This window comes from Nonomuraea sp. NPDC049400, from assembly GCF_044466425.1.
Taxonomy (GTDB): Bacteria; Actinomycetota; Actinomycetes; order Streptosporangiales; family Streptosporangiaceae; genus Nonomuraea.
The window spans coordinates 351,119-370,644 of the sequence record NZ_JBITMP010000007.1 but is presented as its reverse complement, the minus strand read 5'-3'; the positions used below and the strand labels follow the sequence as shown (position 1 = coordinate 370,644).

General features: G+C 67.3%; 21 protein-coding genes and 2 tRNA genes. 11 read left to right on the top strand and 12 right to left on the bottom strand.

The window, feature by feature from the left end; genetic code table 11:
• Positions 1–810 precede the first annotated feature (810 nt).
• Entirely contained in the window at positions 811–2,274 is a 1,464-nt protein-coding gene (locus ACIBVN_RS13625; RefSeq protein ID WP_397135962.1) for a glycosyl hydrolase, read from the bottom strand.
• Between the two features lie 691 nt (positions 2,275–2,965).
• Between ACIBVN_RS13625 and ACIBVN_RS13620 the strand changes: the two genes are divergently transcribed.
• The 3 genes from ACIBVN_RS13620 to xerC all read left to right on the top strand — a co-directional run bounded on the left by ACIBVN_RS13620 (position 2,966) and on the right by xerC (position 5,200).
• Complete coding sequence (locus ACIBVN_RS13620) at positions 2,966–3,316, top strand: hypothetical protein (protein ID WP_397135960.1); 351 nt, start codon at positions 2,966–2,968, stop codon at positions 3,314–3,316.
• A 545-nt stretch (positions 3,317–3,861) separates the two neighbouring features.
• Positions 3,862–4,014 carry a CopG family ribbon-helix-helix protein gene (locus ACIBVN_RS13615; RefSeq protein WP_397135958.1) on the top strand — a complete coding sequence of 51 codons (153 nt, stop codon included), beginning with the start codon at positions 3,862–3,864 and terminating at the stop codon, positions 4,012–4,014.
• A gap of 4 nt (positions 4,015–4,018) precedes the next feature.
• Entirely contained in the window at positions 4,019–5,200 is a 1,182-nt protein-coding gene (gene xerC, locus ACIBVN_RS13610) for a tyrosine recombinase XerC (RefSeq protein WP_397135956.1), read from the top strand.
• Between the two features lie 102 nt (positions 5,201–5,302).
• Here the strand turns inward: xerC and ACIBVN_RS13605 are convergent.
• The 7 genes from ACIBVN_RS13605 to galU all read right to left on the bottom strand — a co-directional run bounded on the left by ACIBVN_RS13605 (position 5,303) and on the right by galU (position 9,869).
• A tRNA-Ala gene (locus ACIBVN_RS13605) sits at positions 5,303–5,379 on the bottom strand.
• Positions 5,380–5,428: 49 nt separating this feature from the next.
• Positions 5,429–6,007: a hypothetical protein gene (locus ACIBVN_RS13600; protein ID WP_397135954.1), complete on the bottom strand. Its 579-nt coding sequence runs from the start codon at positions 6,005–6,007 to the stop codon at positions 5,429–5,431.
• A 124-nt stretch (positions 6,008–6,131) separates the two neighbouring features.
• Positions 6,132–6,785, bottom strand: a complete 654-nt coding sequence (locus ACIBVN_RS13595; RefSeq protein WP_397135988.1) for a GNAT family N-acetyltransferase — start codon at positions 6,783–6,785, stop codon at positions 6,132–6,134.
• A 46-nt stretch (positions 6,786–6,831) separates the two neighbouring features.
• Positions 6,832–7,311, bottom strand: coding sequence for a molybdenum cofactor biosynthesis protein B (locus tag ACIBVN_RS13590; RefSeq protein ID WP_397135986.1), 480 nt, complete (start codon positions 7,309–7,311; stop codon positions 6,832–6,834).
• On the bottom strand, positions 7,311–7,796 hold the full coding sequence (moaC, locus tag ACIBVN_RS13585; protein ID WP_397135952.1) for a cyclic pyranopterin monophosphate synthase MoaC: 486 nt from the start codon (positions 7,794–7,796) through the stop codon (positions 7,311–7,313). Before moaC ends, ACIBVN_RS13590 begins: the two co-directional genes overlap by 1 nt.
• On the bottom strand, positions 7,793–8,980 hold the full coding sequence (gene glp / locus ACIBVN_RS13580; protein ID WP_397135950.1) for a gephyrin-like molybdotransferase Glp: 1,188 nt from the start codon (positions 8,978–8,980) through the stop codon (positions 7,793–7,795). Before glp ends, moaC begins: the two co-directional genes overlap by 4 nt.
• A complete protein-coding gene (galU, locus tag ACIBVN_RS13575) occupies positions 8,967–9,869 on the bottom strand; it encodes a UTP--glucose-1-phosphate uridylyltransferase GalU (RefSeq protein ID WP_397135948.1) in 903 nt (300 codons plus the stop codon). Before galU ends, glp begins: the two co-directional genes overlap by 14 nt.
• A gap of 24 nt (positions 9,870–9,893) precedes the next feature.
• Here galU and ACIBVN_RS13570 point away from each other — a divergent pair, with 24 nt between their 5' ends.
• From ACIBVN_RS13570 to mscL, 6 genes are all read left to right on the top strand, one after another.
• A complete protein-coding gene (locus tag ACIBVN_RS13570) occupies positions 9,894–10,463 on the top strand; it encodes a 5-formyltetrahydrofolate cyclo-ligase (protein ID WP_397135946.1) in 570 nt (189 codons plus the stop codon).
• A 23-nt stretch (positions 10,464–10,486) separates the two neighbouring features.
• Positions 10,487–11,992, top strand: a complete 1,506-nt coding sequence (locus ACIBVN_RS13565; protein ID WP_397135944.1) for a potassium/proton antiporter — start codon at positions 10,487–10,489, stop codon at positions 11,990–11,992.
• A 67-nt stretch (positions 11,993–12,059) separates the two neighbouring features.
• Positions 12,060–12,356: an FmdB family zinc ribbon protein gene (locus tag ACIBVN_RS13560; RefSeq protein WP_397135942.1), complete on the top strand. Its 297-nt coding sequence runs from the start codon at positions 12,060–12,062 to the stop codon at positions 12,354–12,356.
• 99 nt (positions 12,357–12,455) lie between these two features.
• The gene (locus tag ACIBVN_RS13555; protein WP_397135940.1) at positions 12,456–13,262 is read left to right on the top strand and encodes an S-methyl-5'-thioadenosine phosphorylase; all 807 of its coding nucleotides are present in this window, start codon (positions 12,456–12,458) and stop codon (positions 13,260–13,262) included.
• Complete coding sequence (locus tag ACIBVN_RS13550) at positions 13,259–13,846, top strand: RcpC/CpaB family pilus assembly protein (RefSeq protein ID WP_397135938.1); 588 nt, start codon at positions 13,259–13,261, stop codon at positions 13,844–13,846. The genes ACIBVN_RS13555 and ACIBVN_RS13550 overlap by 4 nt, the downstream gene beginning before the upstream one ends.
• A gap of 21 nt (positions 13,847–13,867) precedes the next feature.
• Complete coding sequence (mscL, locus tag ACIBVN_RS13545; protein ID WP_397135936.1) at positions 13,868–14,260, top strand: large conductance mechanosensitive channel protein MscL; 393 nt, start codon at positions 13,868–13,870, stop codon at positions 14,258–14,260.
• A 2-nt stretch (positions 14,261–14,262) separates the two neighbouring features.
• Here mscL and ACIBVN_RS13540 read toward each other — a convergent pair whose 3' ends face one another.
• Positions 14,263–15,306 (bottom strand): D-alanyl-D-alanine carboxypeptidase family protein, encoded by a 1,044-nt coding sequence (locus ACIBVN_RS13540; protein WP_397135934.1) that lies wholly within the window; start codon positions 15,304–15,306, stop codon positions 14,263–14,265.
• An 817-nt stretch (positions 15,307–16,123) separates the two neighbouring features.
• Here ACIBVN_RS13540 and ACIBVN_RS13535 point away from each other — a divergent pair.
• Positions 16,124–16,199 (top strand) — tRNA-Arg (locus ACIBVN_RS13535).
• A gap of 358 nt (positions 16,200–16,557) precedes the next feature.
• On the opposite strand, the gene ACIBVN_RS13530 is transcribed toward ACIBVN_RS13535, so the two are convergent.
• The 3 genes from ACIBVN_RS13530 to ACIBVN_RS13520 are packed head-to-tail and all read right to left on the bottom strand — an operon-like array spanning position 16,558 to position 18,743.
• Positions 16,558–17,388, bottom strand: a complete 831-nt coding sequence (locus ACIBVN_RS13530) for a cytochrome P450 (RefSeq protein ID WP_397135932.1) — start codon at positions 17,386–17,388, stop codon at positions 16,558–16,560.
• A complete protein-coding gene (locus tag ACIBVN_RS13525) occupies positions 17,301–17,759 on the bottom strand; it encodes a hypothetical protein (RefSeq protein ID WP_397135930.1) in 459 nt (152 codons plus the stop codon). Before ACIBVN_RS13525 ends, ACIBVN_RS13530 begins: the two co-directional genes overlap by 88 nt.
• A 51-nt stretch (positions 17,760–17,810) precedes the next feature.
• Positions 17,811–18,743: an oxidoreductase gene (locus ACIBVN_RS13520; protein ID WP_397135928.1), complete on the bottom strand. Its 933-nt coding sequence runs from the start codon at positions 18,741–18,743 to the stop codon at positions 17,811–17,813.
• An 86-nt stretch (positions 18,744–18,829) separates the two neighbouring features.
• Between ACIBVN_RS13520 and ACIBVN_RS13515 the strand changes: the two genes are divergently transcribed.
• The gene (locus ACIBVN_RS13515) at positions 18,830–19,447 is read left to right on the top strand and encodes a TetR family transcriptional regulator (protein WP_397135984.1); all 618 of its coding nucleotides are present in this window, start codon (positions 18,830–18,832) and stop codon (positions 19,445–19,447) included.
• Positions 19,448–19,526: the final 79 nt, after the last annotated feature.

Genomic DNA, 19,526 nt, shown 5'->3' with positions numbered 1-19,526 from the left:
CGATTCGGAAACCCCTGAAACGACAAGATCCCGCCTGATCTCGATGATCAGACGGGATCCCGTCAACCTCAGTCCAGCCGTTTCAAGAACGGCCCCTGGTGGAGATGAGGGGATTCGAACCCCTGACCCCTTCGATGCGAAGGAACTCCGGGAAGTCTGAGGATGTCGATCCGAGTCGATCAGATGCCTCTCACCTTACAGAACACTCCGGGGAGGACGCGGGAAGTCTGTGGGAGCCGCAAGTCGGTGGCTCCCATGATTGGCTCCCGTGGTTCCTCCCCGGGTGTGAGAGGAATCCATGATCAACGAGTACCTTTCCGACGACAACGACGGGCGTTTCCCCGAGGACACCCCCTTCTCTGAACTAAGAAGTTGATCACAAGGCGGTTTGCAAGAGACCTCGCCAGGCAGGGGATTCCGGGTCTGTCTCGTGCTTCGCTCCCGGGTTGAGCGACACGTCGTGCCGCAGGACGCCACCCCTCTTTTCGTCTGGCTCCACTAGCCAGCCTGGCGGCCACTGGTGCTCGGCGCCGATGGCCCCGGGTGCGACAAATGCCCCGTCGAGGTCGAAACGCCGTCTCTGTAGGACCTGAGCAAATGAGGTGCGGTCGTTAAAGGTCCCCTCCGTCACACGAGCCCAATGTCCTTGCGCGGTGGGTGGCGGGATCCGGCCCGCCGACGTGCGGCGTGACAGGGGGACCTGGTGGTGAAACCAAGCCGTTCTCTGCCCACTCAGCTTCCGCGGTCTCTGATGTCGGTGGCGCCGGTGCCCTCGGTGTCGGGCCGCGCGCCCGACACCGAGGACGGTCATCACCGCGGCGTGAGCAGCATGAGGCCGACCGCGTTCTTGGCCAGTCGCACCCGCTGTACCACCTTGGTCACCGGCGTGTCCGTTGTGGTGTCCATTTCGCGGGCGAAGGTGGTAGTGCCGTTGTAGTTGTAGTTGTTGTGCGTGGCGTCGACCAGCCAGCGCTCGATCCTGACCCGCCTGCCGGAGAACAGGTTTGAGGGCAGATTGTCCACCGTGATCGTGGTGTCGTAGACGTCACCACCCGTCTCGGCCTGGTAATTCCAGTACATGACGGCCACCCGGCTGGAGTCTGCGTGCGCGAGAGCCGCCAGACCGATTCCATCGGTCTGGGCGGCTCCGGGGCTGATCCGCATGTCGAGCCGCTCACCGTCCAGGCTGGGCTTGAGCATGCCCAGCATCACCACGACGTGGCCGAACGGCAGGCGGACACCGTCCAGGCCCTCGACGAACATGTCCTTTCGCAGGTTCTCGCCGTGGTGGACCACCCATTGGAACGGGCGGTTCATCTTGCCGATGATGTAGTACCTGCTGACCGCGGCGATCCCCGCGGCCTGGACGAGTTGGTCGTGCTTGAGGTCCGCTTCAGGGGTACGGCCGTGGGTTCCGCCATCGGTGTCGCCGCCGTACAAGCCGAACTCGGTCACCCAGACCGGGGTCGCGGGGTTGAGACCGGCGCCGCTCAGCATGCTCTGCACCCGGCTGCGCTCGCTCTGGGCCTGGATCGGTGTGTCGAGCAGGCCATAAGACTGGTAGCAGACGAAGTCCAGCCGCTTGCCCTTGTCCTGGTCGGCGGCGTAGAGGGCGAAGAAGGGATTCATCCACTCAGGACGCGGCCGCGAGATCCCCGGCCCGCCCATGATGATCGGGACGGCGGGCTGCAGTTGCGCGTTCACCGCGTTGACCGCCCGGTAGCCAGCCCGGTAGAAGGGGTAGAACTGGCTGGGTGTCATGTCCCCTGACGACGCCTGATTGGCCTCGCCCCATGGCACGACACTGTCGATCTGCGGATAGCGCTTCTTGTGGTCCAGCAGCGTGGTGCGCACGATCTCCTCCCACAGCGCCGGGGTCTTGGCGACGCTGGGCGAGCTGATGATCAAATGCAGTCGGCTGCTGTAGGAGGCGGCCTGGTCCAGGTAGGGGTAGTTCTTAGCCAGGTCGTAGGTGCCCGTGTCGGGGTTGTAGTAGCGGTCCGGCCTGGCGAAGACCCGCGCCCACTTGATGTGGAAGTCGTTCTTGAGCTGGTCCATCGTCTTGGGGCCGAGCGGGCCGCGCTTGAAATACCAGTTGGCGTGCGTGTGGCTGATGTACCAGGCGGGGTTGGGGAAGCCGCCCATGCCCAACGAGGCGTTCACGGTGACGCTGCCGGAACGTACCGTACGCGCTGCGGCTGGGGTGGCGAGGCCAGCGGCGGCGAGGCCACCGATGCTCGCCAGCAGCGTACGGCGAGGCAGGCTTTTGTCCATGATGGTGGCTCCAGGAGTGGTCAGTTCAGGGCGCGGGGGCGATGCGCTGGACGTCATTGAGTGCCCCGGCCAGTTCGGTGAGTCGCTTTGTGCTCAGTCGGCCGGATCTTGCGAAGGATGTCCGTCTTCTTTCCAGCGCTGCGCACGCGGGTAGGACATCATTGACGTCGCAACTCTCCTAATCCCCGTGCTCATCGTTCGGCAATGGGATGTCATCCAAGCAAGGGCGATCTTCGTGAGGCAACTGACGACGCCATCAGAGGCCTGCCGCTATACCGCCGACATACCGCACCCGCAGCCACGCCTCTGCGCATTCCCGAGACGCCCGGGAGAACTTCTTACCGGGCTGCCAGGACATGATCCTTTGGGCGGTCGACCTCAAGCGCGGCATGGAACTGCTGCCCTGGGCATCGTGCATCGATCGCCTGGCCACCACCCCACAGGAGGCAGAGGCCCTGCTGGCAGACGCCGTGGTCATTCTCGACGGTCGCGCCGATGACCTCACACAACGCGGCGAACGCGTGTGGGAGCCGTCGCCGGACAGAGCCGCGCTGATCATCATCATCGACGAGTACGCCGAGCTGGCCAGCGAGGCACCACGCGCCATCGACTACGCCGACTCGATCGCCCGACGCGGCCGCGCCCCAGCGGTCAGCCTGATCGCCGCCACCCAACGCCCTTCCAAGGACCGATGGGCAAGAGTACGGTCCGCGCACAGATGGACGTCCGGCTGTGCTTCCGCGTCCGCGAACCCCGCGACGGGGACCTCATCCTGGGACAGGGCATGGTCAAGGCCGGATGGCACCCACACAAGCTGGACGCTCCCGGCAAGTTCCTGATCAGCTCCCCGGACCACGACATCCCCCGCCGTGCCCGCACGTACCTCCTCGACGACGAGGGCGTACAGGCCACCGCAGAACGGCACGCCGAGCACCGGCCGCCGCTCGACGAGGTATCGGCTCAAGCCCTGCTACGCGCGGCCGAGATGCCCGTCATGCTGCCGCCAGTCCACCGTCCGGCCGTCGCCCCGGCATGCGCGTGACAGCGCCGTGCGGGAGGCCGAGGATACCCTGACAGCCACGCTGAGGCAGGCCCCCAGCGACGGCGCAAGTATCGGCGATCTCATGCGCTCAACCGGCATGCGCCGCACCTGGGTCTACCAACGCCTTCAGGAACTGGCCCGTGCGCGCCAGGTCGAACAGGTCGCGCGGGGTCGCTGGCGCGCCCTCTCTGAGATACACGATCCGTAATCGTCCGCGTCCGTTGTCCGTGTCCGTCCGCGCGTCTGCGCGTGTATGGGGCGTGACAGCCGCGGACGGACGAACGGACGGACGATCACACTTTGTAACCAGTGGCAGTGCGTGGGAATCCCGCGAAGGAAGGAGCCGCACACCCCGACGAGCGAGAGGGGGATGCATATGCAGGCATACACCGTCGAATCACTGACCGGCACCTTGCCGACTTCATTTCCTCACTGGAAGCGATAGACGAGGCGTAGAACAGCGTGCTACAGGGCCGGTTGTGCGGCACCGCCGCACAACCGGCAAGCGTCTCTTGATAACTGCATGACACGAAGGGAAGCCGTCTATGACGAGCAACCGAACGACCCTGCCTCCCGTACGGGTGGACACGGAACTGAAAGACCGTCTCCGCAGGTGCGCCGAGTCGCAGGAGCGAGATGTGTCGTGGGTGATCAGGAAGGCGATCGAGGAGTATCTCAACCGTCACGAGAAGGGGTGATCCCTTGGCCAAGATCCTGATCGGCAAGTACGAAGCGACCATCTATCCCGAGGGGGACGGCTTCACCGGAGCCATCTCCCTCGGGTTCGGCCCTGACGGCAAGCGCCAGCGCCTCAAGCGCAAGGGCAAGAACAAGACCGTGGTCAAGGACAAGCTGATCAAGGCCGTCAAAGACCTTGAAGCAGGCATCACCGCATCGGAGACCTACGCCGTGCGCGATGCCGTCAACGACTGGCTCAGCAAGGGCCTCAAGGGCCGGTCCGAAAACACCGTCACCAAGCTGCGCATCCTCGCTGAGACGCACGTCATACCGGCGCTGGGGAAGATCAAACTCCAGCAGCTACGCGCCGATCACGTGGATGAGTGGCTTGACCAGCTCGCCGGCAAGCTGGCCACCACCACCTTGCGAGAGATTCACGGCGCGCTGAAGAGGGCCATCCGGCAAGCTCAGGCACGTGACATGGTGCTCAGGAACGTTGCCGAGCTGGTCACCACACCCAAGGGCACGGATGGGCGACCGAGCAAGGCACTCACCCGGCAACAGGCCGATGCCGTGCTCAAGGCTGCCGAGTCGTCCGAACTCCACGCCTACGTGGTGATCAGTCTCACGACGGGCATTCGCACCGAGGAGGCCCGTGCGCTGCGCTGGGATCACGTCGTCGCCTGGATTCCGGACCTCAAGCAGTGGCGACCAGTCACCGAGGCGGGGTTCAAGCCCAAGAAGTTCGCCATCTACGTGTGGCGCGCAGACCGAGAAGGAGGTGACACCAAGACCCGCAAGTCCCGTCGCACGCTAGAGTCGCCCAAGCTGGCGGCTCAGGCCCTCCGACAGCACCATGTAGGCCAAGCCGCACAGAAGCTCAAGGCAGGCGAGGCATGGCAAGATCACAACCTGGTGTTCTGCGCGAGCGTCGGTACCCAACTGGACGCGTCGAACGTGCGGCGGGCATTTCGCAAGATCACCAAAGAGGCGGGGATCGGAACCGCCTGGAGTCCCCGCGAGCTGCGTCACTCGTTCGTCTCCATCATGAGTGACCAGGGCGTACCCATCGAGACCATCGCCGATCTCGTCGGGCACGCAGGCACCAGCGTCACAGAGGCGGTCTACCGGCACCAGCTCAGGCCGGTGATCACCAAGGGTGCCCAAACGATGAACACCATCTTCGGCGACAGCCGACACGGGTAGAGAGTCCGACTGAGATGGCTCCCCGATTGGCTCCCATCGACTTCCAGACATGAGAAAAGGGCCTCTGGATTGCTCCAAAGACCCTTCTCACCTGCATCTTCCTGGTGGAGATGAGGGGATTCGAACCCCTGACCCCTTCGATGCGAACGAAGTGCGCTACCGGACTGCGCTACATCCCCAAGGACTCGACTAGGTTAGCAAACTCTTGAGGGTCCTCGCGCCACCCTTTCAGTCGCCCACCGCCCGCTTGGGCGGCTCGGCGTACTGATCGAACAGAACGTCCGTGTGCAGCGATGTGAGATCGATGACCTCAGCCTGGGCGGCCTCCTCCGCGGCCCGCCGCTGTTCCCGAGTTCGACGCAGGCGCTCCGCGCGCATCCGGCGGGCGCGTTCGCGCCGTTCCCGGTCCACTTGTACGGCGATGCGAAGAAAGGCCATGTACGCCAACGTGATGACGACAGACGGCGCCACGCCCCACCATGGGATCATCTTGACCGCGGCCGTCACGATCGAGGCCAGGACCAGCAGGGCCGTGAAGAACAGGAGCCGGCGTCGGCGGGCCACAATGATGGCGCGGCGCCGGAGGCGGAACTGGCGCACGTCGACCTTCTCCGCCTCGGCCCCGTCGTCCTCGTCCGCGTCCGAAGGGCCCAGGTTGTCGAGGTCGGGAAGCTGGTGCTCGCCGGTGTAGTGCTCTTCGAGCTCGGCCAGCTCAGCAAGGTTCGTCTTGTCCTTGCGCAGCCACATCGGGATCAGGACGCAGAGCCACATCACGACGATGACCAGATAGAGGAAGGCGCTGCTCATGGGCACCTCCGGGCAGCACAAAGACGCGGGTGTGCTCGTCGCGCCTTCAATGTGCTCACGTCACGCACCGTAAGACCGCGTGTCACTAATTGACGAGCATTCGGTGCGGTGTGTCGCGAGATCGTCAAACCTCTTCGACGGGAGACCCTCCGTGAGCTGCCGACTCACGCGCGCGACGCCACTGCACGAGCAGCCCGCCAGGAACGTCCTCGACGGTCAGCGCGTAGCAGATGTGGTCGCGCCAGGCCCCATCGATGTGGAGTTGGCGCCGCCGAATGCCTTCTTCCCGGAATCCGAGCTTCTCAACCACCCTACGGCTGGCCTGGTTCTCTGGACGGATGTTCGCTTCCAGCCGATGCAGCCCGGTGGTGAAAAAGCAGTGGTCAACGGCCATGGCGAGGGCGGTCGGGGTGATGCCCCGCCCGGCCAGCGCGCCGTCGATCCAGTAGCCGACCTGGGCGGAACGGGCAGACCCCCACACGATCGCGCCCACGGTCAGCTGCCCCGCGAAGCGCCCGCCGTACGTGATCACCCAGGGCATCGCCAGGCCCTGCCTGGCCTCACGGCGGAGGGTGCCGACCATGGAGATGTAAGGTCCGAGGCCGGTCCTGAACAGCGGCGTCTCGGGATTGCTCGGCTCCCACGGACGTAGCCAGTCGGCATTGCGCAGCCGCGTCTCGCGCCACACGCGCACATCGCTCAGCCGCAGCGGCCGGAGGCCCACCGGACCGTCGTTCAGCGTCGCCGGCCAGCCACGAAGTCGATCCACACCTCTCATCATCCCCCCATCGGGCACGATGGCGCCACGGATCACGAAATCGAGGTCAGCGCGGGTGATCGCCGCCCCGGATCTGATCGACCGCGTGCTGGAGAATCGGCGCGAGTACGGCGACGCCATCGCGTACGCCACCGGACGATCCGGGCAAATTCACGATCAACGTGTCGCCCGCCTGACCCGCCAGACCTCTGGACAGCACGGAGGCAGGGACCTTCTCCCGATTCGCCAGCCGAATGGCCTCCGCTATACCGGGAATTTCCCGAGAAATCACCCGGGCGGTCATTTCCGGCGTCAGGTCCATGGGCGTCAGCCCGGTCCCCCCGGTGGTCACGATGACGTCGTACCCGTCCGCCACCCCGCCACGAAGGGCGCCTTCGACCGCCTCGCCGTCGGGCACCACCAGGGGGCCGTCCACGACCTCGCAGCCCGCCTCACTACGCAGCAGGTCAGCCAGGAGCGGACCGGATTTATCGGCATAAATTCCGGCCGACGCCCGGTTCGACACGGTGATCACGAGCGCCCGCATCACGTCGCTTCCCTGCTCCAGCGGCCGGTCTTCCCGCCCAGCTTCTCCTCCACCCGCACATCGGTGATCACCGCGCCCGGATCCACCGCCTTGACCATGTCGAACAGCGCCAGCGCCGCCACCGAGACGGCCGTCAACGCCTCCATCTCCACCCCGGTGCGGTCGGCCGTCTTCACCCGGCAGGTGATCGCCACGCCCCAGTCCTCGACGTCCAGCGTGACCTTCACCCCGTGCAGCGCGATCGGATGGCAGAGCGGGATCAGGTCGGGCGTGCGCTTCGCCCCCATGATCCCCGCGATCCGCGCCACCCCCAGCGCGTCCCCCTTGGGCACCTCGCCGGAGCGCAGCAGCGCCACGACCTCGCTGGACAGCAGCACCCGCCCGGTGGCCGTGGCGGTCCGGGCGGACACGTCCTTGGCGGAAACGTCCACCATGCGAGCCGCCCCGGTCTCGTCGACATGGGTCAGCCCACCTTGCTCACTCACAGCAAGATCACCTCCACCGAGGAGCCCTCCGGCACCTCGGTCACGTCCTCGGCCACCACGATCAGCGCGTTCGCCGAGGCCAGGGCGGCGAGCTGGTGCGAGCCCTGCCCGTGCACCGGCGACACCGTGCCGTCGGAGGCCAGCACACCGCGCAGGAACGACCGGCGCCCCGCCGGCGACCGCAACGGCCCGGTGACGCGAGCGGTCACCGTCTCCGGCATACCCACGGGAAGCCCGCGCATCTTGTCGAGCGCCGGACGTACGAACAGCATGAAAGACACGAAAGACGACACCGGGTTGCCGGGAAGCGCGAAGATCGGCACCTGATCCTCCCCCAGCACGCCGAACCCCTGCGGCATCCCCGGCTGCATCGCCACCTTCTCGAACCGAACCGTCCCCAGCGGCGACAGAGCCTCCTTGACCGGCTCGTACGCCCCCATGGACACGCCTCCGCTGGTGATGATCGCATCGGCCCGCACCAGATGCGTGTCGAGCCGATCGAGCAGCACCACCGGATCGTCCCCGACAGACCCCGCCCGGAAGCCCTCGCCCCCCGCCTCGCGTACGGCCGCGGTCAGCGTGAAGCTGTTGGAGTCCCAGATCTGCCCGGGTGCCAGCGGGCTGCCCGGCTCGACCAGCTCCGCGCCCGTCGAGAGGACGACGACCCGGGGCCTGGGCCGCGCCCAGACCCGCCGCCGCCCCACTCCCGCGATGATCCCGATCTGGGCAGGCCCGATCACCGTGCCATGCTTGAGCACGGTTTCACCGGCCTTCACGTCCTCCCCCGCCCGCCGGATCGCGTTGCCGGCGGTTGCCGGACGCGTGATCCGTACGGAGACCGTCCCACCATCCGTCCACTCCACCGGCACCACGGCGTCGGCTCCGGCAGGCATGGGAGCGCCGGTCATGATCCGCACGGCGTGCCCGGGCCCCACGGCCCGCAGCTCCATGGATCCGGCCGCCACGTCGTCGATCACCGGCAGCGTAACCGGGACATCCGACACATCGGCGGCACGGACGGCATATCCGTCCATGGCCGAGTTGTCGAACGGCGGCAGCGGCACCGGCGACGAGACCTCCTCGGCCAGCGTCGCCCCCAGCGCCTGCTCCAGCTCGAGCTCGATCGGCGCCAGCGGACGAACGGTGGCCAGGATCCCGGCCAGATGCTCGTCAACCGATTTCATCGAGGAACTCCCGCAGCCACGGCACGAACTCCGGCGCCAGATCCTCCCGATCCGCCGCGAACTTCACCACCGTCCGCAGATAGTCGAGCTTGTCGCCGGTGTCGTACCTGCGCCCTCTGAACAGCACACCGTGCACCGGCCCGCCCTCCGAAGAGCCACGCGCGGCGAGCGTCCGCAGCGCGTCGGTGAGCTGGATCTCGCCTCCGCGCCCCGGCGGCGTGTTCTCCAGCACCTCGAACACCGCCGGATCGATCACGTAACGCCCGATGATCGCCCAGTTGGACGGCGCCTCGTCGGCCGGCGGCTTCTCCACCAGGTCGGTCACGCGTACGACGTCGTCCTCGGCGGTGGCCTCGATGGTCGCGACGCCGTACAGGGAGACCTGCTCCTTGGGCACCTCCATCAGCGCGATCACGCTCCCCCCGAACGTGTCGCGCACCTCGATCATGCGCTTGAGCAGCAGGTCGCGGCGGTCGATCAGGTCGTCACCGAGCAGACAGGCGAACGGATGGTCGCCGACGTGCTGCTTGGCGCAGAGCACGGCGTGGCCGAGCCCCTTCGGCTCGCCCTGCCGTACGTAGTGGAGAGTCGCCAGCGAGGCCGGCTCGCGGACCTGGGACAGCCGGTGCTCGTCGCCCTTGGCCTCGAGGGCCTCCTCCAGCTCGAATGCGCGGTCGAAGTGATCCTCGATGGACCGTTTATTCTTACCGGTGACCATGAGCACATCGAGGAGCCCCGCCGAGGCGGCCTCCTCGACGACATACTGGATCGCGGGCTTGTCGACGATGGGCAACATCTCCTTCGGTGTCGCCTTGGTCGCCGGGAGGAACCGGGTGCCCAGACCCGCGGCGGGCACGACGGCTTTCGTCACAGGGTCGAAGTCAGCCATGAGTAGACCCTAGTGGAGGTACCTGTGGACAAGCTGAACCTGCGCCGCGAGCTGAGCTCCGCGCGTGCCTCCCTCTCCCCCGAACAACTGCGTTCAAACGCCATCAAGGTCCGCGAAACACTGCTCGACCAGCCGTGGGTCCAGATGGCCGGTCTCGTGGCCTGCTACTGGTCAACGGGGTCGGAGCCGGAGACGCACGGGCTCGTGTTCGCTCTGTGGAAACATGGGGCCACCGTTATCCTCCCCGTCCTCCGCGAGGACTATGACCTGGATTGGGCGGTGTACGACGGGCCCGACTCGCTGGCTCCGGGCCGCTTCGGGATCATGGAGCCGGTCGACACCCGCCGCGGCGTCGACGCCATCCGCACCGCCGCACTCGTGATCGTGCCCGCACTGGCGGTGGACAGGAGGACAGGCGTCCGACTGGGGCGCGGCGGCGGCTCGTACGATCGTGCCTTGACCAGGGTGGGACCCAACGTCCCGACGGTCGCGCTGCTCCACGACGGGGAGCTGATCGACGGCCTCCCCGCGGAGCCGCACGACCGCCACGTCCGTTTTGCCGTGACACCACAGGGACTCACTAGTCTTATGTGACCGCAGGTATGAGAGGGGGCCAGATGACGCTGGATGTCTGGCTCCTCCTTGGTGCCGCGATCGTCATCTCCGCCATCGCGGCCGTACGCCTCGCGCATCGCACCGGTCTGCCCAGTCTGCTGGTGTTCCTCGGATTCGGGCTCGTCCTGGGCGAGGCCGGGTTCGGGATCCCCTTCGAGAGTCCCCAGCTCGCCCAGCAGATCGGTCTCACGGCGCTGGCGGTGATCCTGGCCGAAGGTGGCCTCACCACGAACTGGTCCCATGTGCGGCGTTCCGTCCCCCTTGCCCTGGTGATGGCGACCGCGGGCGTGGCGGTCAGCATCGTGGTGGTGGCGCTGGTCGTACAGGGACTTCTTGGCATGGACCCGACGACGGCGCTGATCCTCGGCGCGGTGCTGGCCTCCACGGACGCCGCCGCCGTCTTCTCCGTGCTGCGCAGGCTGCCGCTGCCCCCGCGGCTGGCGGGCGTGCTGGAGGCGGAGTCCGGGTTCAACGACGCGCCCACGGTGATCGCGGTCGTGCTGCTGAGCGGCGCGTCGCATTCGTCCGCGACCGTGGGAACGTTCCTATTGGAGACCTCGGTCGAGCTCGTCATCGGCGCCGCGGTCGGCCTGGCCATCGGCCCGGCGGGCGCATATGCGCTGCGCCGCGTCGCGCTCCCCGCCTCCGGCCTCTATCCCCTCGCCGTGCTGTCCCTCACTTTCGTCTCGTACGGCGGCGCCGTGCTGCTGCATGGTTCGGGATTCCTGGCCGTCTACCTGACGGCGTTGATCCTGGGCAATTCGCGGCTGCCGCACCGGGCGGCGACCAGGGGGTTCGCGGAGGGTGCGGCGTGGCTGGCGCAGATCGGGCTGTTCGTCATGCTCGGTCTGCTGGCCAGCCCCAGCGAGATGCCGTCGGCCATCGTGCCCGGTCTGATCGCCGGCACCGTACTCGTGCTCCTGGCGCGGCCGCTGTCCGTGATGGTGAGCTCGCTGATGGCGTGGGCGCTGCGGGTGGGCGGCGTGAGCTGGCGTGAGCAGGCGTTCCTGTCATGGGCGGGGCTGCGCGGCGCGATCCCGATCGTGCTCGCGACCATTCCGTGGGCGTCCGGCGTCGAAGGCTCCAAGGAGATCTTCAACGAGGTCTTCGTGATCGTCATCGTGTTCACCCTGCTCCAGGGGCCGACGCTGCCGTACGCGGCCCGGCTCCTCGGGGTGGCCGCACCTGGGGAGGCGCACGAGCTCGAGGTGGAGGCGGCGCCGCTGGAGGAGCTCAAGGCGGACCTGCTGCAGGTCAAGGTGCCTGTCGGCTCGAAGCTGCACGGTGTGGAGATCTTCGAGCTCCGGCTGCCCGCGGGCGCGCAGGTCACCCTGATCGTCCGCGACGGCAAATCCTTCGTGCCCGCGGGCAACACCAGGATCAGGGCGGACGACCAGATCCTGCTGGTCACCACGGCCTCCTGCCGCGACCAGGTGGAGCGCCGGCTGCGCGCCGTCAGCCGCAGCGGCAAGCTGGCCGGTTGGTACGGCGAGCGGGGACTGGAATAGGCGTTTGACCTAATCGGTTACCATTAGCAGTCGCATCCCTCGAGTGCCAGACCTGAAGGAGGAGCGCGTGCCGACATACCAGTACGCCTGCAACGACTGCGGCGAGCAGCTCGAGGTCGTTCAGAAGTTCACCGACGATGCCCTGACGGTTTGCCCCGCCTGCGAGGGAAACCTGCGGAAGGTCTTCTCCGCCGTCGGCATCGTGTTCAAGGGCTCGGGCTTCTACCGGACCGACAACCGCTCGTCCTCGACCTCGACTTCCACCTCTTCTTCCTCCTCGTCGTCGTCGAAGACCTCGGAGAGCAAGCCCGCCGACACGAGTTCGTCCACCCCTGCCGCCGCCCCCGCCGCAGCCTCGAGCTGATCTCGATGAGTGGCCGCCCAGCGCGGCCACAGGCGCGTTATCCACAGAACGGGATTCGGGCCGCCCTGGCCCGCAGCCGATCCGGCTACTCTCTCGGCCATGGTCACTCGCGCAGACATCGGCGTCATCGGCGGATCGGGCTTCTACTCCCTGCTCGACGACGCGGAGGAGATCGAGCTCGCCACGCCTTACGGCCCCCCGAGCGATGTCGTCACGGTCGGACGCATCGGCTCGCGTTCCGTCGCGTTCATCCCCAGACACGGGCGAGATCATCGTTTCCCGCCGCACCGCATCCCCTATCGCGCCAACCTCTGGGCACTGCGTTCACTCGGCGTCCGCCAGGTGCTCGCGCCCAGCGCCGTAGGCTCGCTCAGAGCGGAGTACGGCCCGGGCGCCATGGTCATCCCTGACCAACTCGTGGATCGCACCTCAGGGCGCGTCCAGACTTATTACGACATAGACGGCGCAGTCCACGTCTCCTTCGCCGACCCCTACTGCCCGTCAGGCCGCGCCACCGCGGTGGAGGTCGCCCGCTCCACCGACTGGGAGACCGTCGACGGCGGCACCCTGGTGGTCATCGAAGGCCCGCGCTTCTCGACCCGCGCCGAGTCACAGTGGTTCGCCGGCAACGGCTGGTCGATCGTCGGCATGACCGGCTTCCCGGAGGCGGTCCTGGCCCGCGAGCTGGCCCTCTGCTACACGTCGCTCTCCCTGGTGACCGACCACGACGCCGGGGTGGAGGCCGGCCAGGGCGTCACACACGACGAGGTCCTCGAGTTCTTCGCGCAAAACGTCACGCGCATGCGCACTCTCGTGGCGGAGACCGTACAAGCCCTTCCCGAGGAGCGCACGTGCCCCTGCGGCACGGCCCTCGACGGGATCAAGCTCCCCTTCGAGCTGCCGTGATCCAGTCCTGGCTGACCCGCTACGGCCGCCGTCGCCGCCTCATCGCGGCGGCGCTGGCCGCCCTCGCCGTCATATCCGCTTTTGTCGCCACCCGCCCCACGCCTGCGCCCACGGTCCTGGTGGCGACCCGCGACCTGTCCCCCGGCCCCCTCAGCCCGGGCGACCTGACCCCCGCCGCGCTCAACCACCCACCCACCGGCGCCATACGCGCAGCCGCGGCGGGCCAGATCCTGGCGAGCCCCATGCGCAAGGGCGAGCCGCTGACCGATGTCCGCCTCCTCCAGTCGTTCCGCCTCCCGCCCGGCATGGTGGCCACGCCCGTGCGCATAGCCGACGCGGCCGCCGCGAAACTCCTCTCCCCCGGCGCCACGATCACCGTCCTGGCCACGCGGGAGGAAGCCGAGCCGGCCCGCCTCGCCGCCGAAGAAGTGCGCGTCATCACCATCCCGCCCCCACCCCAAGCCGCCAGCGAGACCCACGGCGCCTTAGTGGTGCTCGCGACCACCCCGGCCCAAGCAGCAGACCTGGCGGCAGCCCAGACCACCGGCCACCTCTCGATCACCATCAAACCTAACTCTACGTAATCGATCGATTACGATCCCTTCATGGACGGATTCAAGAAGTTCCTCATGCAGGGAAACGTCATCGCCCTGGCCGTGGCGGTCGTCATCGGCGCGGCCTTCACCTCGATCGTGCAGTCGTTCGTGGCCGACCTCCTCACGCCGCTGATCTCGGCGTTCGGGGGTCTGCCCGACTTCTCCTCGCTCAAGGTCACGGTGGGCCGCTCCAACTTCATGTACGGCCACTTCGTCAACGCGGTCATCTCGTTCCTGATGGTCGCCGCGGTGGTCTACTTCCTGGTGGTGAGGCCGTACACACATCTCAGAGACCGCGCCGCGGCCAAGGTCGAGTCGAAGACCCGCGACTGCCCCGAATGCCTGTCGGCGATCCCGAGGGCCGCGTCCCGCTGCGCCTTCTGCACCGCGCAGGTGGCATAGGCCTAGAGCAGAGAGCTGCTCTTCGGGTCATACTCCCAGTGCCACGGCTCGAACGGGCCGGTGTAGGCCCAGGAGGGATGGAACCACCCATACTTCTTGGAGTTCTTCTCCATCCAGACGAACTCCGCGGACCCGGACCTCTCCACCCCGCCACACAGGTCCACAGCCAGCCCGAGCCCATGGTTGCTCCGCCCAGGCACGGCGGCGAACCCCGGCCGCCGGTAATAGACCGACTGCTGCTCGGCCAGGCTCCGATAGGCGTCGGTGACGCATATGTTCTTCCCGAACCGCCGCCGATAGGCCTCGTTCAGGCTCACGAAGGCGATGGTGGCATCGGCCCGCAGGCTGAACCCCTTCTGCTGCAACGGGCAGAGCATGCTCTTGGGAATCAGACCATTGGGATAATCGCCGGCCGTCGCGGCCCGCAGCGGATTGCACCCCAGCGCCGCCCGCCCGACCTTGTCAACCTTGATCCCCATTTTCACGAGCGCCGCCGTCAGAGACTTCACGATCTTGTCCGACCGCTGCCGAAGCGTGTCCACCTCGGCCGCCAGCTGCGCCTCGGCCAGCAAGTTCCCGGCCCGGAGCTCCTGCGCCTCGCCGGCCAGCCGCTCCGCCTCCTTGTAGAGCGCACTGGTCTGCTCGACGACCTGCTGGCGTGCGGAAACGATCTGCGTCACGTCGCTGAGCGCCCGCAGCGTGTTCTCGTCCGCGTTCCCGGACAGGAACGGCACGATCCCGTCCGCCAGGAGCGGCTGCTCGTACAGCAACTCGGCCATCTGCGACACAGGCTGCCGCATCACCGCCACCCGCCGCTCCAGCTCCTGCAGCGCCGCCAGCTTCTCCTTCAGCTGTTTGTCGGAGGCGGCGATGTCCGCCCGCCGCTTCTCCAGGGCCTTGGTGGCATCCTCAAGCTCCTTGGCCGACCGCTCGGCCTCTTTCCGCAGCGCGGTGAGGCTGCCGGGATCCGGCTTCTCCTGCACCGGTACGACCTGCGCCTGCGCGCGCCCCTGCCCGGAAGGCACGAAAAGAGAAGCCACCGCCATGACTACCGCGATCAGACCCGCTGATCGAGGGGCTGGCACGTTCGACTCCTCCGTTTGCAAACTCGTTACCCTGGTCAGGCACGCACGTTACTACAGCCCCCCGAGTGCCCGAGCCGAACTCGTGAGAGCTGTTATGAGACAAAAAACCCACTCTGTCCGCACAGCTCCCACATTCACCGCTCGAAAGCACCACCACCGCACACCACCTCTAGAGGTCAGGCATCTCAATCTCCATCCCCGCCGCCTGCCGCTCCCTCTCGAGGCACATGTCCCACAACCAGGTGTCCGCCCACTCCCCCGGACACCCGCCAACCTCCGTCCGCACCGGAGCCGGCGTAACAGGCTCCTCATACCTGGGCTCATACCTGGGCTCCTCCGTTGCGACAGCACGGGGAGCAGCCGCCACCCGCGACGGCGACACCACCCGCACGGGCCCCGGCACGCCACGTCCGTACACCCGATCCGGATGCGCCGGCGCCCGCATCAACACCGGCCCGAACCCTGCCTTCTCACCGTCCTCCCGCATCACCACACCACCGTCGCTGCCCTGCTCAAACCCCCGCATCTCCCCAGCCAACAACCCCCCGGCCAGAATCGCCGGCGCCAACAACGCCCCGAACAACACGACGGGCCGCCGACGCGCTTGCTTGCATTGCCTCGTGGTCACAGGCAGACGCTATCCACGCGGGATACGCCAGATTCTGATCACTTGTCATGCCTTTACCGCAGCTCAGAGCACCCATAACCAACCCGACCAAACTGACCCCGGCCCTACGTCCCACGCAGTGCCAGACTTTCGCTAGGCTTACGAGAGTCCGCCTCCGTAGCTCAGGGGATAGAGCACCGCTCTCCTAAAGCGGGTGCCGCAGGTTCGAATCCTGCCGGGGGCACCAGGTTCGACCAGCAGCAAAGCGCCCTTGACCAGCGGGAACATCGGTCAAGGGCTTCCTGATGTGTCCGGCGCTGTCCGGCTGTCACTGATCGTCTGCGGTTGATCCTTCCCAATGCCTTCCCACAGGCAGTCGTCGCTGCCGTTGAGATGGCGGCACCAGCCCAGTGTGGCCTAGCGTAGAAGAGTGATCAGGCGGTTCTGCCCCCGGGCGTTCGAACACCTCCAAGCTGGACATCACGCGAAGTCTACGACCGGCGGGAACCCGATCCCGGCGTTGCCGCCCGTGATCAGAAAGGTGCGGCTTTCGGCCCGCGGCAGCCGATGGACATCCCACGGCATAGGTATCTCTCCTTCTGGTGTCACCAGGTCACATGCAGCGACTTCAGTCCGAACACGACACTGAAGACGCGGAATTCGGCCTGGTCGTCCGGTTCGGCCAGCGCGAGCCGGGGGAAGCGCCGGAGCAGCGCCGGGAACGCGATGCGCATCTCCATCCGGGCCAGCGGAGCCCCGAGGCAGTGGTGCAGTCCGTGACCGAACGCGACATGGCCGGCGACTTTTCGCGTGATGTCGAGGGTGTCGGGTTTCTCGATGAAGGAGCTGTCCCGGTTGGCGGCGGCCAGCGACGGGAGTACGAGCGAACCCGCGGGGATCGTGTGCCCGGCCAGTTCCACTTCCGTGGTGGTGGTGCGCGGCGGCAGCGAGTGCACGATGGACAGCCAGCGCAGCATCTCCTCCACGGCCGGCTCGACCCGGGCGGGATCGTCGCGGAGCAGGGCGAGTTGGTCCGGGTGCCGCAGCAGGGCCAGGGTGCCCAGACCGAGCATGTTCGAGGTCGTCTCATGTCCGGCCAGCAAAAGGAGGCTGGCGACTCCGATCAGCTCATTGGTGGTCAGGTCATCGCCGTGCTCGCGGACCAGCATCCCCAGCATGTCCTCGCCGGGGTCGGCCTGGGCACGGTCGACCAGGCCCGCCATGTACTCGCGGTCCTGCCAACGTGCCGCGATCCGCTCCTCCTCCGGCAACGAGATGTCCAGCAGGCGAGCGGAGCGGTCCTGGAACTCGGCGCGGTCGGCGTAGGGCACCCCCAGCAACTCGCTGATCACCAGGGACGGCACCGGCAGCGCGAAGTTGGACACCAGATCGGCCGGCTTGCCGGCCCGTTCCATGTCGTCGAGCGCCGCATCCACGATCTCGGTGATCGTGGCTGAAGCCGGCGCATCCGGCGCGCCGTGAACTCCGGGGTCAGCATCCGGCGCAACCGCGTGTGATCCGGTGGGTCGAGCCCCATCAGGTTCCCGGACCGCAGCGCGTCCCGCTCCTCCTCACTCACCTGCGTCGCGCCACCGAGTATGCCGCCCGCGCCGATGGCACTGCTGAACCGGGTCGGGTCCGACAGCACCTCGCGCACATCCTCGTGGCGAAGAACGAGATACGCGGGCACGCCGAACGGCGTCATCACCCGCGCCACGCCCTCACCGTCGCGCGCCTGGGCCAGCTCCTCGACCGGGTCGAAACCGTTGCGCCGCATCTGCAGCGGCAACTCCGGGGCTTGCGCCATTGTCCGTCACTCTTTCCTGGTTGTTGTGAGACCGCCTTGCACCTGCCTGCTTCAGGCCGAGAAGGTGGATGCGTAGGACACGCCGGTCAGATCCTCCGAGAGCTGCCACAGTCGCCGCGCGGTCTCCAGGTCCTCGGCCGCGGGGTCGGGACGGACCGTTGTGGGATGTCCACGCAGCTCTCGGAAGCCGTCCGGACCGAAGAACTGGCCACCCGCGACAGCGGGCGCGGTCGCCGCGTACAGCTGGGGCAGGGCGCCCATCGAGGCGTCCTGGGCCATCAGCCCGCGACCGAGTGTGACGAAGGTCCGCAGGAGGCCGGTCGGCCCACTGGTCTGCAGGTTCGTGGCCGAGAACCCGGGATGGGCCAGCAGGCTGCGCACCGGACTGCCCACCGCGCGCAGCCGGCGGTCGAACTCCAGCGCGAACACGACGTTGGCGAATTTGGACTGCCGGTAGAACCGCATCGGCGCGTACCTCCGGGCGCCGGTCAGGTCGTCGAAGTCGATCCGCGCGCCGCGGTGCAGATCAGAGGTGACGGTCACCACCCGCGGATCGCGGCCGGTCTGCAGCAGGTCCAGCAGCAGGCCGGTGAGGGCGAAGTGGCCCAGGTGGTTACTGGCGAACTGCACCTCCTGGCCCTGCCGATTCAGCGTGCGGGGCGGCCCCATCACACCGGCGTTGTTGATCAGGAGGTCCACTCCGAGCCCGCGGTCATGCATCCCGGCGGCGAACGCTGTGACGGAGTCCAGGTCGGCCAGGTCCAGACGACGTACCTCCAGGCGCGCACCGGGTCGGGCACCGCTGATCGTCGCGGCCGCCCTGCGCCCCTTGGCCTCGTCGCGCACCGCCAGCACGACGTGCGCGCCGTGCCGGGCGAGTTCTCGGGTGGTGGCCAGGCCGAGGCCGCTGTTGGCCCCGGTGACGACAGCCGTCCGCCCGTTCAGGTCGGGGATTCTGTCCGCGGTCCACTTGCTTCCCACCATGATTCCCAGGCTGTCACGATTGACTCATTGAGTCAATTGCTTCCTGGCGAGACTGGATTAACGCGAGGTAGCATGCGCTGGTGGATATGTACGCAGCCCCAGCGGTCGACATGGCCGAGCGCAAGCGTCAGCTAGTGCGCGACGAGCTGACCGAAGCCGCCGTCAAGTTGCTGGCCAGTCAGGGATTCGACGAGACGACGGTCGAGCAGATCGCGGCCGCCGTGGGGATGTCGCGCCGCACGTTCTCCCGCTACTTCGAGTCCAAGGAAGACGTCATTGTGCACATGCTCGCGGGAGCCGGCACGCAGTTGTGTGCGGCACTGCGCGCCCGGCCGGCCGACGAGCCGCCCGCGGTGGCATTGCGTCACGCGCTATCGGTGATCACGGCGCTGATGGCCGGCAATCCGGACAAGACGCAGCATGTGACCGGGCTGATGCTCGGTACACCGGCTCTGCTGGCCCGGTTCCTGGAACGGCAGTCGTACTGGCAGGACGAGATGACGACGATCCTGGCGGAGCGCACCGGTCTCGCCCCGGAGGCCGATCTGCGGCCGAGGATCGCCGCCGGTGTCGCATTGACCGCGTTCAATGCCGCGCTGCGTCGCTGGGTGGACGGCGGTGGCACCGCCGACATGGACGAACTGGTCGATGAGGCTTTCGCGGCTGTCACGCCGGCACTCGACCTCACCACCGGCACGAACTGACCCAGGCTTCTGCCAACAGAAAAGCGGTGTGGGCCGCCGCAGACTGGCCCACACCGCGTTCTGGCGCCACATCACCGGA

Coding starts and splice junctions, on each gene's coding strand:
- ACIBVN_RS13625 (WP_397135962.1), bottom strand. CDS start 2,274: ATGGACAAAAGCCTGCCTCGCCGTACGCTGCTGGCGAGCATCGGTGGC.
- ACIBVN_RS13620 (WP_397135960.1), top strand. CDS start 2,966: ATGGGCAAGAGTACGGTCCGCGCACAGATGGACGTCCGGCTGTGCTTC.
- ACIBVN_RS13615 (WP_397135958.1), top strand. CDS start 3,862: ATGACGAGCAACCGAACGACCCTGCCTCCCGTACGGGTGGACACGGAA.
- ACIBVN_RS13600 (WP_397135954.1), bottom strand. CDS start 6,007: ATGAGCAGCGCCTTCCTCTATCTGGTCATCGTCGTGATGTGGCTCTGC.
- ACIBVN_RS13595 (WP_397135988.1), bottom strand. CDS start 6,785: ATGAGAGGTGTGGATCGACTTCGTGGCTGGCCGGCGACGCTGAACGAC.
- ACIBVN_RS13590 (WP_397135986.1), bottom strand. CDS start 7,311: ATGCGGGCGCTCGTGATCACCGTGTCGAACCGGGCGTCGGCCGGAATT.
- glp (WP_397135950.1), bottom strand. CDS start 8,980: ATGAAATCGGTTGACGAGCATCTGGCCGGGATCCTGGCCACCGTTCGT.
- galU (WP_397135948.1), bottom strand. CDS start 9,869: ATGGCTGACTTCGACCCTGTGACGAAAGCCGTCGTGCCCGCCGCGGGT.
- ACIBVN_RS13565 (WP_397135944.1), top strand. CDS start 10,487: ATGACGCTGGATGTCTGGCTCCTCCTTGGTGCCGCGATCGTCATCTCC.
- ACIBVN_RS13555 (WP_397135940.1), top strand. CDS start 12,456: ATGGTCACTCGCGCAGACATCGGCGTCATCGGCGGATCGGGCTTCTAC.
- mscL (WP_397135936.1), top strand. CDS start 13,868: ATGGACGGATTCAAGAAGTTCCTCATGCAGGGAAACGTCATCGCCCTG.
- ACIBVN_RS13540 (WP_397135934.1), bottom strand. CDS start 15,306: ATGGCGGTGGCTTCTCTTTTCGTGCCTTCCGGGCAGGGGCGCGCGCAG.
- ACIBVN_RS13525 (WP_397135930.1), bottom strand. CDS start 17,759: ATGGCGCAAGCCCCGGAGTTGCCGCTGCAGATGCGGCGCAACGGTTTC.
- ACIBVN_RS13520 (WP_397135928.1), bottom strand. CDS start 18,743: ATGGTGGGAAGCAAGTGGACCGCGGACAGAATCCCCGACCTGAACGGG.
- ACIBVN_RS13515 (WP_397135984.1), top strand. CDS start 18,830: ATGTACGCAGCCCCAGCGGTCGACATGGCCGAGCGCAAGCGTCAGCTA.